The organism is Kitasatospora sp. GAS1066B, from assembly GCF_041262605.1.
Taxonomy (GTDB): Bacteria; Actinomycetota; Actinomycetes; order Streptomycetales; family Streptomycetaceae; genus Kitasatospora.
This window is the reverse complement of the sequence record NZ_JBGCCO010000022.1, coordinates 1-16,254: the sequence shown is the minus strand read 5'-3', so window position 1 is coordinate 16,254 and position 16,254 is coordinate 1. Positions and strand designations below refer to the sequence as shown.

The following is a 16,254-nucleotide window of genomic DNA, read 5'->3' as shown; positions in this document are numbered from 1 at the left end:
CGAGAGGCCTTCGACCGTCGGTGCGCCGCCAGGGACTCGAACCCCGGACCCGCTGATTAAGAGTCAGCTGCTCTAACCAACTGAGCTAGCGGCGCGTGCTGACCCGGAGAACATTACACGGCGTCCGGCCAAACATCGAATCGTCACCGGCCGGTCGCACGGCGTCACCCTCGCTCAGCTGGGAGCCTCCGCCCCCTCCCGGGCGTAGTACCACCAGCAGACGCCCAGGCAGAGCGCGTAGTACCCGACCACGACGTACAGCAGGTCGGTGACCGGGAAGAGCGCGAGCATCGCCGGGAGGAAGAAGCCCCCGCAACTGGCGATCGCGGTCGACAGGCCGGCCACCGCCGAGGCGGTCCGGTCGGTCCGGTCCCGGTCGCGGAAGATCGCCGCGAGCTGCCGGACGATCGACCCGCTGCCGAGCCCGGCGAAGAAGAACGCGGCCAGGAAGGCGGCGTAGCAGAGCCGGAAGTTGCCTCCGTCGCCGGCGGCCGGCAGTGCGCGGACCGCCACGATGACGGTCAGCGCCAGCCCGGCGAAGGCGACCAGCGTGCACCTGGCGCCGGTCACCCTGCTGCCGGGCCGGCCGCCGAGCCACTGGGCCAGCGCGCCGACGAAGGGGCCGGCCCAGGCGTAGCGGGTCGCTGACCAGGCGGGGGCGAGCGGGGTGAAGCTGGTGTCGATCAGGTTCGGCAGTGCGGCGGCGAAGCCGATGAAGGAACCGAAGGCGCCCACTTGGAGCAGGGTCAGCAGCCAGGTGTGCTTGCGGCGCAGGATCCCGCTCGGCTGCTCGAACGGCCGGGCCGCGCCGTCGAGTTCGTTCATCCGCGACCAGGCGAGCCCGGCCGTCACCAGCAGCGGCGGGATCCAGAGGAAGGCGCTGTTCGCGATCGGTGCGAGCAACTGGACCGCGCCGACGCCCAGGCTGGCGAGCACCGCGTTGCGCCGGTACGCGGCGCCCCTCCCCGCCCTCGGGAAGCCCGGGAAACTCGGCAAGCTCGGGTACAGGGCGGCGATGCCGGCCATCGAGGCGGCGAAGTTGCCACCGCCGATCCCGCAGAGCGCGGCGATCACCACCATGACCGGATACGGCGTCGCGGTGTCCCGCAGGGCCAGGCCGAGCCAGAGCAGCGGGCCGGTCAACAGCAGCGTGCTGAACGTCGTCCAGCGGCGTCCCCCGATCACCGGCCCGAGCAGGGTGTAGCCGAGCTGGAGGGTGGCGCCGGTCAGGCCGGGGACGGCGGTCAGCCAGAACTTCTGCGAAGCGGTGTAGTCGAAGCCGATCCGGTCGAGCTGAACCACCGTCACCGACCAGATCTGCCAGACCGCGCAGGCCAGCAGCAGGGCCGGCCCGGAGACCCGCAGGTTGCGGGCCGCCACCCGTGCACCGGTGGTGGCCCAGAACTCGGGTTCCTCCGGGGTCCAGTGGTGGATCGCGGTGCCGGGCCGGTAGCTGTCCCGGCGCGGGCCGCGCGGCAGGACGGTGCTCAACGGACGCTCCCGTGGCGACGCCGGACGTTCCCGCGGCGGCGTGGACGCGCGCTCAGTGCTCGTGCTCCGGGGTGAGCCGCCAGATCAGCGCGACTACCAGGAAGCAGACGGCGGAGAAGGCCGTGGTCCACCACGCGGTGCCGAGGTCGCCGGTCAGCCAGGCGTTGGCGGCCACGGTCAGCGCCCAGAGCTGGCCGACCAGCACGGTGAGCGCGATCAGCACCCGCGCGGTCGGCAGCGTCGCGCGTCCAGGCCCGGGGCCGGACGGGACACCTGTGTCCGCGTCCGGTCGGCGGAAGTAGTCGGCCGGGTAGGTCCGGTAGCCGGCGGGCGGCACCGGATCCGGCGCAAGCTCGGGCTCGGACGGCTGGTCGGTCACGTCTGCTCCTTGACGGGCCCGGTGGGTGCGACGGTCGGGCCGTCGCAGCCCGCCTGGTGAGCCAGGTCCGGGTCACGCTCGTGCAGTTGGCGGCAGACGCCGTGCTCCTCGCTCTCGCCCGAACGGGCGGTGCCGATCGCCCAGATCCCGCCGGCCGGATCCTCCACCAGCACGACCTTCGGCAGCCCGCGTGGCGGCGGACCGGCCGTCACGTCACCGCTGCGGACGTCGAACGCGCCCCCGTGGCACGGGCAGTACAGCTCGCCCACCGCTCCCCGGTCGGGGCGCCACAGGACACCGCAGGCCATGTGGGTGCAGACGGTGGAGTAGCCGGCCAGCGAGCCGTCGGCCAGCCGGATCCCGATCGCCCGGTCCTGCGCGGTGGGGTAGCCGAAGGTGATGGTCGCGCCGGGGGCCAGCTGGTCGGCGACCTTCAGCGGATCGGCACCGCCGTCGCCGTGCCGGGGGAGCACGCCGGCGGCGACCACCGTGGAGCCGACCGCGAGGCCGCCGGAGAGCGTGGCGACCAGACGCAGGCAGTCGCGCCGGGTGGTGGTGGCCATGGTCGGCGAGGCGGCATCGGGCAGCTCTCGCGGCTCCTCAGGGCTGGTCATGTCGCCGCTCCGTCCCTCTCGGCGCCCGCAGCGCGGTGCTGAACGGCAGGTAGAGCAGCGCGAACACGACCGAGGCCGCGTGCAGCACGGCCAGGAACTGGTAGCCGGCGCCGTGCAGCGCGAGCTCGGAGAAGGTGAGCAGCAGGCCGGTCACCGCGAGCGTCAGCAGCGCCGTCAGCACGAGCGGGTTCAGCAGCAGACCGCCGGTCGCCGCCCGGTCGCCCCGCCACAACAGGAACCCGGCGGTGGCCACCACCAGCACCGCCACCAGGGCCAGGCCGTGGAACACCGCCCACCCGACCAGTCCGTCCGCGTCGAAGCCGAAGAGCCGGTGCCCCCAGAGCCGCAGCAGACAGCCCGACCCGGCCGGGTCCCCGCTCACGGTGAAGCTGAGCCACCCCCAGGAGAGCGGGAAGGTGATCGCGGCAGCCGCCAGACAGCCCCAGCAGAGCAGGTGACGCGCCACTCGATCGGCAGGCGAGGGGGAGCCGGCACGCTGCGGGAGGCCCAGGAAATCGCGGGCCAGCCGAGGCAGCGCGAGCGGCTCCGCCCGCAGGCCGGACCAGGAGGTCGCGCTCCGCCAGCGCAGCCGGAGCAACTGGACGGACCGGCGGCCGGCCGGCGCGTTCACCCAGCAGGTGAAGCGGTGGGCGAGCCCGAACGCCAGGAAAACGGTGGCCGCCGCGTACGGCAGTTGCGCGGCGTCGAGGTCGCGCAGACCCCGGCTGCCCGCCACGATCGCCAGCACCAGGGTGAGCGAGGCCAGCACACCCACCAGGACCGCACGCTGGCCGACCGTGCGCGGCGGCAGTTCCGGCTCGGCCCAGGGCGGCCGCGGCTGCGGATCCCACTCCCCGGGCCCGCTGACCTCCTGCTCGGACACGGCCAACAGAGGACCTCCACACGCGGGACGGACGGCTGCCGCGCGGCTGTGCCCGGCTCTCTGCCAGGCACGCTAGGCGGCACCCGACCCGGACGCCTGCCAGAGCGCGCGTCCGAGTGACGCGGCGTCAGAGTTCCCCACGCCACCTGATCAGGCGTCAGACCAGTTCCGCCGTCGGGTAGTGGCAGGCCGCCGCGTGGTCGGCCTCCGGTGCGGCCTCCGTGAGGGCGGGCGGCGTCGTCTCGCAGGGCGTCCGCTGCTCCGCTCCGAGGGCCGCGTAGATCGGGCAGCGGGGGCGGAAGGCGCAGCCGGTGGGGCGGCTGGTGGGGGAGGGCGGGTCGCCGGGGAGCAGGAGGCGGGTGCGGGTGCGTTCGGCGGCGGGGTCGGGGAGCGGGACGGCGGAGAGCAGGGCGCGGGTATAGGGGTGGCGGGGGGCGGCGAAGACGGCGGAGATCTCGCCCTGTTCGACGGTGCGGCCCAGGTACATCACGCTGACGCGGTCGGCGAGGTGGCGGATCACCGAGAGGTCGTGGGAGACGAAGAGGTAGGCCAGACCGAGCGAGGCCTTGAGTTCCTGGAGCAGGTTGAGGACGCCGGCCTGGATGGAGACGTCGAGCGCGGAGACCGGCTCGTCCAGCACGAGGAGTTCGGGGGAGACCGCCAACGCCCGTGCGATGGAGATGCGTTGGCGCTGGCCACCGGAGAACTCGTGCGGGTAGCGCGAGGCGTGGGCGGGCTCGAGGCCGACCTGGCTGAGCAGGGCGGGAATTCGGGCGGAGCTGACGGCGCGGTCGGTGCCCAGGGCTTGCAGCGGCTCGGCGATGATGTCGCCGATCGGCATCCGGGGGTCCAGCGAGGCCATCGGGTCCTGGAAGACGATCTGCAGCTGGCCGCGCAGCTGTTGGGCGGCCGAGCGGGTGAGGGTGGCGGTGTCCTGGCCGAGCAGTTCGATCCGGCCGCCCTCGGGCTTGCCGAGGGCCAGGATCTCGAAGAGCGTGGTGGACTTGCCCGAGCCCGACTCGCCTACCAGGCCCAGGGTTTCGCCGCGCCGGATGTCCAGCGAGACGCCGTCCACCGCGTAGACCTCGCCGACCTTGCGCTTGAAGACGTTGCCCTTGAGGACGGGGAAGGTCTTGCGGAGCGAGGAGATGGTGAGGACGGGCGGCAGGGTGGCGCGGGGGGCAGCGGTGGCAGGCGGCGGAATCACGGGGACGGGGTAGATGTCGGACGGGGCCGGGCGGGTCTCGGCCAGCTGGGCCGCGCGGATGCACGCGGCCTGGTGGTCGACGGGACCGGCCAGGGCGGGCTCGGCGACCAGGCACTCGTCCGTGGCCAGCGGGCAGCGGGCCGCGAACGGGCAGCCCGGCGGCAGGGCGTTGAGGGCCGGCGGGTTGCCGGGGATGGGGACGAGCGGACCGCCCGCCCGGTCCAGCCGTGGCACCGCGCCGATCAGGCCGAGGGTGTAGGGGTGGTGGGGCGCCGTGAAGAGGTCGTCCACGCCGGCGGTCTCCACCACCCGCCCGGCGTACATCACCGCCACCCGGTCGGCCATCTGCGCGATCACGCCCAGGTCGTGGCTGACCAGCACCAGCGCGGCGCCGGTCTCGCGCTGGGCGGTGCGCAGCACGTCCAGCACCTGGGCCTGGATGGTGACGTCGAGCGCCGTGGTGGGCTCGTCGGCGAGCAGGACGTCGGGGTCGTTGGCGACGGCCATCGCGATCATCGCGCGCTGGCGCATGCCGCCGGAGAACTCGTGCGGGAAGCTGTCCAGGGCCCGGTCCGGGTCCGGGATGCCGACCAGGTCGAGGAGTTCGGCGGCCCGGCGGCGGCCGGTCGCCTTGTCGACCTTCTGGTGGACCTGGACCGCCTCCGCGATCTGGTCGCCGATCCGGTAGACGGGCGTGAAGGCGGAGAGCGGGTCCTGGAAGACCATCGAGATCCGCCGGCCGCGGATCCTGGCCAGCTCGTTGCCCGGCAGCCCGACCAGCTCGCGCCCGTCCAGCTCGACCGAGCCGCGCACGGTGGCGGTGCCGGGCAGCAGGCCGAGGACGGCCAGCGCGGTGACGGACTTGCCGGAGCCGGACTCGCCGACGATGCCCAGGGTCTCGCCGCGCGCCAGGGTCAGGTCGACGCCGCGCACGGCGGTGGTTCTCGCGCGCTTGCGGTTGCCGGCGAAGTCGACCCGCAGGTCGCGGACGGCGAGGAGGGGGGAGGTCACGGTGGTCATCAGGCCTTGCCTTGACGGGACTTGCGCTCGGAACGGGCCGAGCGCCGCCGCCCGGCCTCCGCCGTCGGATCGAGCGCGTCGCGCAGCCCGTCGCCGATCAGGTTGACGGCCAGCACGAAGAGCACCAGCAGCCCGGCCGCGAAGTAGAACATCCACGGGTAACTGGGCGCGGCGTCCGTGCCGTTGGCGATCAGGGTGCCGAGCGAGACGTCGGGGGCCTTGACGCCGAAGCCGAAGTAGGAGAGCGCGGTCTCGCTCATCACGGCCGCGCCGACCGCGATGGTGGCGTCCACGATCAGGTAGGAGGCGGCGTTCGGCAGGATGTGCCGCCAGATGATCCGCAGCGGCCGCACACCCATGAACCGTGCGGCGCGGACGAATTCGCGCTCCTTGAGGGAGATCGTCATCGACCGGACCACCCGGGCGGTGATCATCCAGTTGAAGGCGGCCAGCAGCACCACGAAGGCGATCCAGCCGCCGCTCTGCAGCCGGGGCGAGATGATCGCGATGATCAGGAAGCTCGGGAAGACCAGCATCAGGTCGACGAAGAACATCAGCAGCCGGTCGGCCCAGCCGCCGAAGTAACCGGCGCAGGAACCGACCAGGCCGGCCGCGACGGTGGAGAGCAGTGCCACCAGCAGCCCGATGATCAGCGACTTCTGCAGGCCGCGCAGGGTCTGTGCGTAGACGTCCTGGCCGAGGCCGCCAGTGCCGAACCAGTGCGTGCCGGAGGGCGGTTCGCGCAGTGCGGAGTAGTCGATGTCGGTGTAGTGCCACTGCGTCAGGTAGGGCCCGACGAAGGCCAGCAGGAAGAGCAGCACCACCACGGCCATGCCCACCAGCGCTCCTGGGGCGGCCAGCAGGCGGGCCAGCACCAGGCGGCCCCGGCTCGCGGGAGCCGGTGCGGCGGCCGCCACGGGCACCTCGTCCAGCACTGCGGTCACAACGGCATCTCCCATCACGCACGCACCCGGGGGTCGAGTGCGGCGTGCAGCGTGTCGGCCAGGAACCCGGAGGCCAGGATGGTCACCGCGGTGAAGAGGTTGACCGCGACCACCGCGTTGATGTCGTTCTCGTAGATCGAGCTGATGAACCACTCGCCCATCCCGTGCCAGCCGAAGATCACTTCGGTGAAGGTGGCGCCGGTGAAGATGCCCAGGATGTTGTAGGCGAAGAGGGTCGACATCGGGATCACCGCGGTCCGCAGCCCGTGCTTGAGCAGTGCCTGGCGGCGGGTCAGTCCCTTGGCCTCGGCGGTGCGCAGGTAGTCCGAGCCGAGCACGTCCAGCATCGTGCTGCGCTGGTAGCGGCTGTAGGTGGCGATGCCGGTGAGCGCCAACGAGAGGGTGGGCAGCAGCAGGTGGACGCCCCAGTCGGCCAGGTGGGCGCCCAGGCCGCCGGCCAGTCCCGGGGTCTCGTATCCGGTGAAGTTGATCAGCTGGTGTCCGGAGGCCTGGTTGACGGCGATCGCGCCGTTCTTCAGGAAGAGCGCGATCAGGAAGACCGGCGAGGACAGCAGCACGAACGAGAAGATCGTCAACGCCCGGTCGGAGAACCGGTACTGGCGCACCGCGCCCCAGGCGCCGGCGGCCACCCCGAGCATCGTGCCGAGCAGGCTGCCGATCACCAGTAGCCGCAGCGAGACCCAGAGCCGGCGGCCGAAGTCGGCGTTGACCGAGGCGTTGTGGATGCTCTGGCCCAGGTCGCCGTGGACCAGGCCGTCCGCCCAGTGTCCGAAGCGCACCACCACGGGCGTGTGGTCGTTGATGCCGAGCGCGGTCAACTGCCGGTCCACCGAGGCGGCGGACGGGCGGGGCGTCTTGTTCTCGAAGTACGACCGGGGGTTGAGCGCGGCACTGGAGAGCGCGTAGGCGAGGAACACCGAGACGATCAGGAGGACCAGGTAGTAGGCGAGCCGCTTCGCCAGGTAACGCAGCATCAGCGACGCCCGGTGGGGCGTCCGCAGGGACTCCCGATCATCATGTCCAATTGCCTTCGCTCGATGGGTGTTCGGAGCAGCTTCGTGCAGCGGCATTCTCGAACCGACCGTTCGGCCGGTCAAGACCGTGCACGCGGCCGCTTCGGCGGGTTCGGCGAAGCAGCAGGTCAGAGTCTTGCAGTCGGTTGCGGACAGGGTGTTTCCGCTGTGTTGCCCCCTGTTGCGATTCGATCAGGAGTGAACACGGGCCTCTGGTCGGGGAACTGATCCGCTGTTACGTTCTGCTGGCTGGACACCCACTTGGCTGCCCACGATCAAGGCTCGTCACACCTTCGGGCGAGAAGTGCCCCCGACTCCTCAGGAGGGACCCTCCATGGATGCCACCACCACGCGGCGCGGCCGCACCCGTTCGCAGCTCGCGCGCACGCAGCTCACCCGCTCGCTGGTCGCGGCCACCGCGCTCGCCCTGGTGGTGACCGGATGCGGCTCAAGCTCGTCGAAGTCGGGCGGGAACGCCGCCCAGAGCGCGGTGCCCAGACTGAACGCCACGGACATCAACCCACAGCCGGTGAGCGCGCTGAAGCCGGGCGGTGAGCTGCGCGAGCCGCTGCAGCAGTGGATCGACCAGTGGAACCCGTACCAGGTGGACGGCACCTACGGCGACTCGGTGGAGATCATGAAGATGATCGAGCCGCTGCTCTTCCGGATCGACGCGAGCGGCACCTTCCAACCGGTCCCCGAATTCCTGCAGTCGGCGACCGTGGTCTCCACCTCGCCGCAGGTGGTGCTCTACAAGCTCAACCCCAAGGCGCGCTGGTCGGACGGCAAGCCGCTGAGCTACCTGGACTTCAAGGCGGTCTGGCAGGCCGACAACGGCAGCAACCCGGCCTACAACGCGGCCAGCACCAACGGCTACAACCAGATCAGCGACGTCGCGCAGGGCTCCGACCCGACCCAGGTCAAGGTCACCTTCTCGACCCCGTTCGCCGACTGGCAGAGCCTCTTCTACCCGCTGCTGCCGGCCGCCGGGATCTCCACCCCGGACGACTTCAACAAGGGCTGGGTCGAGAAGGTCCCGATCACCGGCGGGGCTTTCAAGATCGGCTCGCAGGACAAGTCGGCGCAGACCATCACGGTGGTGCCGGACCCCAACTGGTGGGGCGACAAGCCGGTGCTGGACAAGTTCACCTACCGGGCGCTCTCCTCCTCGGCGATCACCCAGGCCTTCCTGAACAACGAGATCGACTACGCCAGCGCGGGCAACGCCAACGCCTACGGCCAGCTCAAGGGCGACGCGGACGCGGTGATCCGCACCGCAGGACCGTGGGACGAGGTGCACATCTCCTTCGGCTCCAACGGCGCGCTGGCCGACCAGAGCGTCCGCCAGGCGCTGGGCAAGGCGATCGACCGCACGGCGCTGATCAAGGTGATGAGCCAGGGCGTGCCGGTCACCTTCCCGGAGCTGGGCAACCACGTCTTCATGACCAACCAGACCGGGTACCAGGACAACTCCGGCCAGTGGGGCAAGTTCGACCCGGCCGCGGCCGGGCAACTGCTCACCCAGGCCGGCTGGCAGGACGCGGGGGCGGGCAAGCCGCGCACCAAGAACGGGCAGCCGCTGGAGCTGCACTTCATCGTTGCCGCGGGCTCCTCGCAGCAGACCCTCGACATGACCGCGGCGGTGCAGAACATGCTCGGCCAGGTCGGCGTGAAGCTGGACGTCGACAAGGTGCCGGACAACGACCTGGACGAGAAGTACATCAACGTCGGCAAGTTCGACCTGGCGACCTGGCGCAACACCGGGTCCTTCCCGCCCTCGCTGATCCTGCCGTTCTACCAGCAGCCGACCGGTGACAACGTCTACCAGAACTTCTCGAAGCTGAGCACCCCGGAGATCGACAGCCTGCTCAAGCAGGCCGCCTCCACCCTGGACCCGGCGGCCGCCGCCAAGCTCTACAACCAGGCGGACGCCAAGATCTGGGAGCTCGGGCACACGCTGGAGATCTACCAGCGCCCGCAGGTGACCGCCTTCCGCAAGGGCTTGGCCAATTTCGGCGCCCCCGGGCTGGCGGACGTCGACTACACCAAGGTCGGTTGGCAGAAGTAGCGCGACGGAAGGGCCCCGGCCGGGGCGGCGGGCTGGTTGACGGAACGTCAGAGTACGCGCTGTCGGGCAGCGCGGTGATCACGAGGCCGGTGTGGCGCCGGACCAGGGGGATGTCCTCCCCCTCCGGAGCCGCGCCGGCCTTGACCTTCCGCGTTGCCCGCAGGACGCCTCTCTCGCCGTTCCATTGAGAGGAATGTATCGGGACATTCGGGGCGACCGCCGTGCGCGACACCCCAGGCGCGTGCCGGTGGCGACGCTGTCACCCGGTTCGCGCACTCCTTCGTCAACTCTCCTTGACTCCGGGCGGACCGACGGGCGGCTGGTTGCGCGGCGCAGGTGACGCTGGGCCGTGGCGTGCCGTCGCGGTGCGTGCGCTGACCACCGGCGACTGCCACGATCGGCCGGGGCGGGCGCGGCGCGTCGTGTCGCCGCAGTGCGCCTCGCGCCGTCGAGGCCGGTCGGGCCGCTCGGGCCGCCGAACACGCAGGGAGAGTCGCACCGATGACCGCAGGACCCGAAGCCGCCGAGCCGGCGCCCACCGCCGCCGACCCCGTGGTGCGGCGGATGGTGCCGCGCAGCCGGCAGGAGCCGCACCGCACCGCCACCTCGCTGGAGCTCTTCTTCGACCTCTGCTTCGTGGTCGCGGTCGCCCAGGCCGGGCGGCAGTTGGCGACCGCGCTCGGCGAGGGGCACCTGCGCGTCGCACTGGTCGGCTACCTGTTCGCCTTCTTCGCCGTCTGGTGGGCCTGGATGAACTTCACCTGGTTCGCCTCCGCCTACGACTGCGACGACGTGCCGTACCGGATCGCCACCCTGGTGCAGATCACCGGCGCGCTGATCTTTGCGGCAGGGATCCCGCGGCTCTTCCTGGACCGCGACTTCACCCTCGGCGTGCTCGGCTACGTGGTGATGCGGCTGGCGCTGGTCTCCCAGTGGCTGCGGGCCGCGCGCGGGGAGAGCGGCGCGGCCCGCTCGATGGCGCTCGCCTACGCGGGCGGTGTCGCGCTGGTGCAGGTCGGCTGGGTGCTGGTGCTGCTGCTGCCGAACTCGGCGATCCCCTGGGTGATGCCGTTGGGGGTGATTGCCGAACTGTCGGTGCCGGCCATCGCCGAGCGGCGGGCCCAGAGCCCCTGGCACCCGCACCACATCGCCGAGCGGTACGGGCTGTTCACCCTGATCGTGCTCGGTGAGACGGTGTCGGCCGCCACCGTCGCGATGCAGGTCGCGGTGGACGAGCACGAGGCGCTGGGCGAGCTGATCCCGATCGCGATCGGCGGCCTGCTGCTCTGCTTCGCGGCCTGGTGGATCTACTTCGCCGCGCCGATCCACCAGCACCTGCGGTCGAACCGGCAGGCCTTCCTCTGGGGATACGGCCACTATCTGATCTTCGGATCGGCGGCCGCGATCGGTGCCGGCTGCGAGGTCGCCGTCGAGTACGCGGTCGGCAAGGCGCACATCTCGGCCGCCGCGGCGACCGCTGCCGTGACCGTGCCGGCCGCGCTCTACCTGATCACCGTCTGGGCGCTGCACTCGCGGCACAGCAAGACCGGCGCCGCGCAGTGGGTGCTGCCGGTGGCCGCGGCGGCGGTGCTGGCCTGCACCGCGCTCGGCCGGTCGGGGGTGCTCGCGGCCGGGCTGGTCGCGACGGCGGCGGTGGCGGTGGGGGTGTGGCTGCACAGCCGGGAGCTGCCGGCCTGAGTTGCCGGTCTGAGTTGCCGTCCTGAGTTGTCGTCCTGAGCCGTGTTGTCGGTGGCGCCTGCGAGGATGGTTCGCCCGCTCTGTCCACGCTCTGAGGATCCCCGGTGTCACTCGCCTCGCTCGCCGACCAGCCCTACGCCCACCTGCTCCAGCCGCACCCCGGCCCGCTGCGCCGCGACGAGCGCTACGACACCGCGCACTTCGAGGGCCTGGCGCTCGACGGCGTCCAGGCGGGCGGCACCCTCTTCCTGGAGTGCGCGTTCACCGACGTCTCGCTGACCGAGGTACGGCTGCGCCAGGCCCGGTTCAACGAGGCCTGGTTGGAGCGCTGCCGGCTGGTGGCCTGCGAGCTGGTGGAGAGCGAGTGGCAGGACGTCACCGCGCAGGGCGGGCTGTTCGCGGGGGTGTCGGCGTACGGCGCGCAGCTGCGCCGCCTGACGGTGCGTCAGTGCAAGCTGGAATCGGTCAACCTGCGTGGCGCGGTGCTGCGCGACGTGGTCTTCGAGGACTGCCAGCTGCGTGACGTGGACTTCGGCGGCGCGAAGTTGACCGGGGTGAGCTTCCCCGGCAGCTCGCTGGAGGAGGTCAGGTTCGCCGGTGCCACGCTGGCCAGGACCGACCTGCGCGGTGCGAGCCGGCTGGTGCTGCCGGACGGCCACGAGGGGCTGCGCGGCGCGCTGATCTCCTCCGCCCAGCTGATCGAGCTGGCCCCGCAGTTCGCCCAGGCGCTGGGGGTGCAGGTGCGCGACTAGGCCGACCAGTGCCGTCCTCCGTACCCGATCCGGCGAAGTGTCAGCTGCCGAGGGCCGCTGTCGCCGCCTGTACCTCGGTCGCCAGCGCCGTCCTGACCTTGGCCATGGCGGCGGCGTTCTCGTCGATCGCCCGCTGCTGGTAGGCGTAGTCGACCGTGTACCAGACGCCGACCACGTTCTCCTGATGCCGGCAGGCGCCGTCCGCCGTGGCCACCTGGAGCTCGTGCGGCGTGGGCGCGGCGGTGGTCGCCCACGCCGGGTCGCCCATCGCCGCGAGCGGATCGGCGTAGCTGAAGCCGGCCGCCTTCATGCACTGCGACCACCGGGCGAACACCGCCTGGGTGCGGGCGTCGTCCCGCGCCGACTGCAGCGTGCTGAGGTTGAGGTCGGAGGCGAACTGCGGGTCGCCGACCAGGCCTTCGGCCGAGCCGGTCAGCCGCTTGCCGGCCTCCCCGATGCAGCCGCGGTCCGGCACCTGCTGCCCGTTGACGGTCTGCCCGCCGGACCCGAACCGCTGCTTCGGGTCGGACGTTCCCCGCTCGGCCGTGGCCATCTGCGTGCTCATCGGCGGCTCCGCCGGCGGTTTGGTGGCGGGCTGGCCACCGCCTTCGGGGTGGTAGCCCCAGGTGGCCAGCAGTGCGGTGCTCTGCCGCCCGTAGCGGCCGTCGATCCGGGTGGCGGGAGCGTCGCTGTCGCGGCCCGGGAGAACGGGTGCCGGCGGGGTGTAGCTGAATCCGAAACGCGTCATGCAGTCCGAGATGAGCCGTGCCTGTGCCTTCTCGACCGTGAGCAACTGCGCCGGGTTGAGCAGGTAGCCGTCGAGGGGCAGCGGCTTGTCGTTCGCCGAGTCGAGCACGGGTGTCGCCGGCAGAGAAGGGGGCGCCTCGGTGCTGGTCGGGGCCTCGGAGGCATGGACCGAGGAGGAGGCATGGTTCGAGTCGGCGACGGCACTCGCGCAGCCGGCGAGCAGCAGCGGCAGCGCGAGCAGGAGGGCGGCGGAACGACGCGAGCGGCTGGACACAGGTGTGTGGTCTCTCTCGGATCGGCGGCACGAGCGGTCTGGACGCGACCCGGTGGTCTCCGGCCCGATCGCGCGGGCCGGAGACCACCGGGTGTCAGGAGCCGTCAGGCAGGGCTCAGTTGAAGAAGCCCGCCGCGTCGTTGTTCTTCAGCGTGGTGTTCAGGTCGACGGTCTGCCAGGCCGGGATGGGCTGGCAGGCGTAGCTGCAGTTCTCGTAGCCGCTGTTGTAGTACACGGTGAAGGTGCCGCTGTACCAGCTGTCGACCGCCGCGGCGTGGTTCTTCACCAGCGTGCCGGCACCGGAGCTGCCGTTGTGGCCGGCGACGAACTTGGTGTTGGTGCCGTAGTCCGAGATGTTGCCGGTCTGCTCGAAGTACGCGCCGTAGCCGTAGTTGCTGGAGTTGTAGTAGAGGCAGACCATGGCCTGCGAGCTGTTGCAGTCGTACTGGATGGTGCTCGCCGAAGCCGTTCCGGCCGTCGCCAGGGCCCCGGTCGCGACGGTACCGGCAAGGGCGGCTGCGGCAAGAAGCTTGCGGATGCGCATGTCGTCTCCTCGTTCCACGTCACCGGCGTCTCCGGCGGCGTGTGCCCCATCGTGGTGATGGCCCGTAGCGCGGCGGTCGCTTCGGCGTAGCGCGGGCGGAGGCGCTCCCCGCTGTGACGGCGCCCTTGATCGCCGATCCGAAGCGGCCCGCAGTTCATCCGCCCGACGCTCGCTGACCCTTGAGCGAACAGTCCGACAAGCCTTGGTACCAGGCTCTAGCGCCTGCCGTCCGGCTGGGCCACGATGTGCGCGGCCCACGTTGTATGTACAACGCGGTACTGACGGCATGGACAGCACAACGTGCGGACAGGGCCTTTGGCTTCCGGCAGTCGCCGGAGTGCCGGCAGCCGCCAGCAGCGGCGCGACCGAAGGGTTTGGCGATCCGGATGACAGAGCTGAGTCGCAGGACGTTCATGGCCACCTCGGCCGGCGCGGCGGCGGGCGTCGCGGTGGCCGGGACGGTCGGCGCCGCGGCCGCGCCGGCCGCGACCGCCGCGGGTGCCGTCAAGGCGGCGAGCACCGCACAGCTCACCAGCACGGGCACCATCACCGACGCGCAGCACATCGTGATCCTGATGCAGGAGAACCGCAGCTTCGACCACTACTTCGGCACCCTGCAGGGCGTGCGCGGTTTCGCCGACCGCAGCGCGATCCAGATCGCCGGCGGCTACAGCGTCTTCAACCAGCCGAACAGCGCCAGCGCCCGCCAGTACCCCTGGGCCTTCAACCCGGCCAACACCGGGGCCGGTTCGAGCGCGGAGACCACCGCGCAGTGCAACGGCGACCTCTCGCACGCCTGGTCCGACCAGCACAAGGCGTGGAACACCGGCAAGATGGACTCCTGGGTGTCCGCCAAGGGCACCGTCCGCACGCTGGGCTACCTGCAGCGCTCGGACATCCCGTTCCACTACGCGCTGGCCGACAACTGGACGGTCTGCGACGCCTACCACTGCTCGGTGTTGAGCGCGACGGGCCCGAACCGCACGTACCACTGGTCCGGCATGATCGACCCGAGCGGCACCGCGGGCGGCCCGGCCTACGACGGCGGCGACGAGTCCGGCCTGAGCTGGCAGACCTACGCCGAGGCGCTGGAGAACGCGGGCGTCAGCTGGAAGGTCTACCAGAACGCGAGCGACAACTTCGGCGACAACGCGCTCGCCTACTTCAGCCAGTTCGCGAACGCCTCGGCGGGCAGCGACCTGGCGGTCAAGGGCATGGGCTCGGTGCCGAAGGTCACCGGCCGCACCCCCGACGACATCGCCGCCGCGATCCAGGCCGACGTGCTGGCCGGCACGCTGCCCCAGGTCTCCTGGATCGTCGCCGACCAGCAGTCCTCCGAGCACCCGTACGCCACCCCCGAGGACGGCGCGCACTTCGTGCACATGGTGATGGACGCACTGAACGCGGACTCCAACGTCTTCAACTCGACCATCCTGCTGATCAACTACGACGAGAACGACGGCTTCTTCGACCACGTGCCGCCGCCGGTCGCCCCCGCCGGCACCGCGGGCGAGTTCTACGGCTCGACCAACATCGGCATGGGCTTCCGGGTCCCACTGCTCGCCATCTCGCCCTGGAGCCGCGGTGGTTGGGTCAACTCCGAGGTCTTCGACCACACCTCGGTGCTGCGTTTCCTGGAGGTCTGGACGGCCGCCCAGGGCACGCCCGCGCAGTGCGTGAACATCAGCGACTGGCGGCGCGGCGTCAGCGGTGACCTCACCAGCATCTTCGACTTCACCAACCCGGTGTACGGGATGCCCTCGCTGCCCTCCACCTCGCAGACCATCGGCCTGAGCACCTGCGGCCCGCTCGGCAACCCCTCGCCGACCAACAACGCGCTGCCCGCCCAGGAGTCGGGCACCCGCCCGGCCCGCGCGCTGCCCTACCAGCCGAACGCCAACCTGGACCACCTGGAGCTGGACTCGTCGTCGACGATGAAGGTCTGGCTGAAGATGGACAACGGCGGCTCGCGGACCACCCACTTCGCCGCCTACGCCAACGCCCACCGCAGCGGCGGCCCGTGGCAGTACACGATCGCCCCCGGCAACAGCACCAGCGACTTCTTCAACTGCGGCAGCGGCTACGGCAACGGCGCCTACGACCTGAGCGTGATCGGCCCCAACCGCTTCCTGCGCCGCTTCCAGGGCGACAGCACCAAGGCGGGCAAGAGCCTGCTGGTGACCGCCTCCTACGCCACCGCCCCCGACACCGGCCAGCTCGCGCTCTGGTTCAAGCTGGCCAACAACGGCACCGCCCCGGCAACCTTCACCATCACCTCGAACCACTACCGCACGGACGGCCCGTGGACCTACACGGTCGCGGCCGGGCAGAGCGCGAGCGACTACTTCAACGCGGTCGCGAACACCAACGGCTGGTACGACTTCACGGTGACGGTCAACACCGACGCCACCTTCTCGCAGCGCTTCACCGGCCACCTGGAGACGGGCGCGGCGAGCGTCACCGGCTGACCGAACGCGGACGCGACAACACCAGGGCGGGGGGGGGGGGGGGGGGGGGCGGGGGGGCGGGGGGGCGGGGGGGGGGGGGGGGGGGGGGGGGGGTGGTGGGGGGGGGGGGGGGGGTGGCTTGGTTGGGGGAG

At 71.4% G+C, this 16,254-nt stretch carries 13 protein-coding genes and 1 tRNA gene; 4 read left to right on the top strand and 10 right to left on the bottom strand.

Translation table 11 applies throughout. The annotated features are described in order from the left end of the window. Positions 1-21 precede the first annotated feature (21 nt). The 8 genes from ABH937_RS23900 to ABH937_RS23865 form a co-directional block, all read right to left on the bottom strand. Positions 22-95 (bottom strand) — tRNA-Lys (locus ABH937_RS23900). 79 nt (positions 96-174) lie between these two features. Next, entirely contained in the window at positions 175-1,491 is a 1,317-nt protein-coding gene (locus ABH937_RS23895) for a nitrate/nitrite transporter (protein WP_370219412.1), read from the bottom strand. A gap of 52 nt (positions 1,492-1,543) precedes the next feature. Beyond that, the gene (locus tag ABH937_RS23890) at positions 1,544-1,870 is read right to left on the bottom strand and encodes a DUF6755 family protein (RefSeq protein WP_370219411.1); all 327 of its coding nucleotides are present in this window, start codon (positions 1,868-1,870) and stop codon (positions 1,544-1,546) included. Then, on the bottom strand, positions 1,867-2,484 hold the full coding sequence (locus tag ABH937_RS23885) for a Rieske (2Fe-2S) protein (protein ID WP_280692517.1): 618 nt from the start codon (positions 2,482-2,484) through the stop codon (positions 1,867-1,869). The genes ABH937_RS23890 and ABH937_RS23885 overlap by 4 nt, the downstream gene beginning before the upstream one ends. After that, the gene (locus ABH937_RS23880) at positions 2,471-3,367 is read right to left on the bottom strand and encodes an MFS transporter (protein ID WP_370219410.1); all 897 of its coding nucleotides are present in this window, start codon (positions 3,365-3,367) and stop codon (positions 2,471-2,473) included. Before ABH937_RS23880 ends, ABH937_RS23885 begins: the two co-directional genes overlap by 14 nt. A 157-nt stretch (positions 3,368-3,524) precedes the next feature. Next, complete coding sequence (locus tag ABH937_RS23875) at positions 3,525-5,594, bottom strand: dipeptide ABC transporter ATP-binding protein (protein WP_370219409.1); 2,070 nt, start codon at positions 5,592-5,594, stop codon at positions 3,525-3,527. Beyond that, positions 5,594-6,538 (bottom strand): ABC transporter permease, encoded by a 945-nt coding sequence (locus ABH937_RS23870; protein WP_370219408.1) that lies wholly within the window; start codon positions 6,536-6,538, stop codon positions 5,594-5,596. Before ABH937_RS23870 ends, ABH937_RS23875 begins: the two co-directional genes overlap by 1 nt. A 14-nt stretch (positions 6,539-6,552) precedes the next feature. Continuing rightward, positions 6,553-7,533 (bottom strand): ABC transporter permease, encoded by a 981-nt coding sequence (locus ABH937_RS23865; protein ID WP_370219407.1) that lies wholly within the window; start codon positions 7,531-7,533, stop codon positions 6,553-6,555. A gap of 373 nt (positions 7,534-7,906) precedes the next feature. Between ABH937_RS23865 and ABH937_RS23860 the strand changes: the two genes are divergently transcribed. The 3 genes from ABH937_RS23860 (at position 7,907) to ABH937_RS23850 (ending at position 12,090) form a co-directional block, all read left to right on the top strand. Further along, positions 7,907-9,640, top strand: coding sequence for an ABC transporter family substrate-binding protein (locus ABH937_RS23860; protein WP_370219406.1), 1,734 nt, complete (start codon positions 7,907-7,909; stop codon positions 9,638-9,640). Between the two features lie 501 nt (positions 9,641-10,141). Next, positions 10,142-11,338: a low temperature requirement protein A gene (locus ABH937_RS23855; protein ID WP_370219405.1), complete on the top strand. Its 1,197-nt coding sequence runs from the start codon at positions 10,142-10,144 to the stop codon at positions 11,336-11,338. Positions 11,339-11,442: 104 nt separating this feature from the next. After that, a complete protein-coding gene (locus ABH937_RS23850; protein ID WP_280692531.1) occupies positions 11,443-12,090 on the top strand; it encodes a pentapeptide repeat-containing protein in 648 nt (215 codons plus the stop codon). A gap of 40 nt (positions 12,091-12,130) precedes the next feature. Here the strand turns inward: ABH937_RS23850 and ABH937_RS23845 are convergent, their stop codons facing one another. Then, a complete protein-coding gene (locus tag ABH937_RS23845; protein ID WP_370219404.1) occupies positions 12,131-13,111 on the bottom strand; it encodes a hypothetical protein in 981 nt (326 codons plus the stop codon). Positions 13,112-13,226: 115 nt separating this feature from the next. Beyond that, entirely contained in the window at positions 13,227-13,655 is a 429-nt protein-coding gene (locus ABH937_RS23840; RefSeq protein ID WP_280692534.1) for a hypothetical protein, read from the bottom strand. Between the two features lie 386 nt (positions 13,656-14,041). Between ABH937_RS23840 and ABH937_RS23835 the strand changes: the two genes are divergently transcribed. After that, complete coding sequence (locus tag ABH937_RS23835; RefSeq protein ID WP_370219403.1) at positions 14,042-16,123, top strand: phosphocholine-specific phospholipase C; 2,082 nt, start codon at positions 14,042-14,044, stop codon at positions 16,121-16,123. The last annotated feature ends 131 nt before the right edge of the window (positions 16,124-16,254 follow it).

Bases quoted from the DNA above. Each gene is read 5' to 3' on its own strand.
- ABH937_RS23885 (WP_280692517.1), bottom strand. From the start codon at position 2,484: ATGACCAGCCCTGAGGAGCCGCGAGAGCTGCCCGATGCCGCCTCGCCG.
- ABH937_RS23875 (WP_370219409.1), bottom strand. From the start codon at position 5,594: ATGACCACCGTGACCTCCCCCCTCCTCGCCGTCCGCGACCTGCGGGTC.
- ABH937_RS23865 (WP_370219407.1), bottom strand. From the start codon at position 7,533: ATGCTGCGTTACCTGGCGAAGCGGCTCGCCTACTACCTGGTCCTCCTG.
- ABH937_RS23860 (WP_370219406.1), top strand. From the start codon at position 7,907: ATGGATGCCACCACCACGCGGCGCGGCCGCACCCGTTCGCAGCTCGCG.
- ABH937_RS23855 (WP_370219405.1), top strand. From the start codon at position 10,142: ATGACCGCAGGACCCGAAGCCGCCGAGCCGGCGCCCACCGCCGCCGAC.
- ABH937_RS23840 (WP_280692534.1), bottom strand. From the start codon at position 13,655: ATGCGCATCCGCAAGCTTCTTGCCGCAGCCGCCCTTGCCGGTACCGTC.
- ABH937_RS23835 (WP_370219403.1), top strand. From the start codon at position 14,042: ATGACAGAGCTGAGTCGCAGGACGTTCATGGCCACCTCGGCCGGCGCG.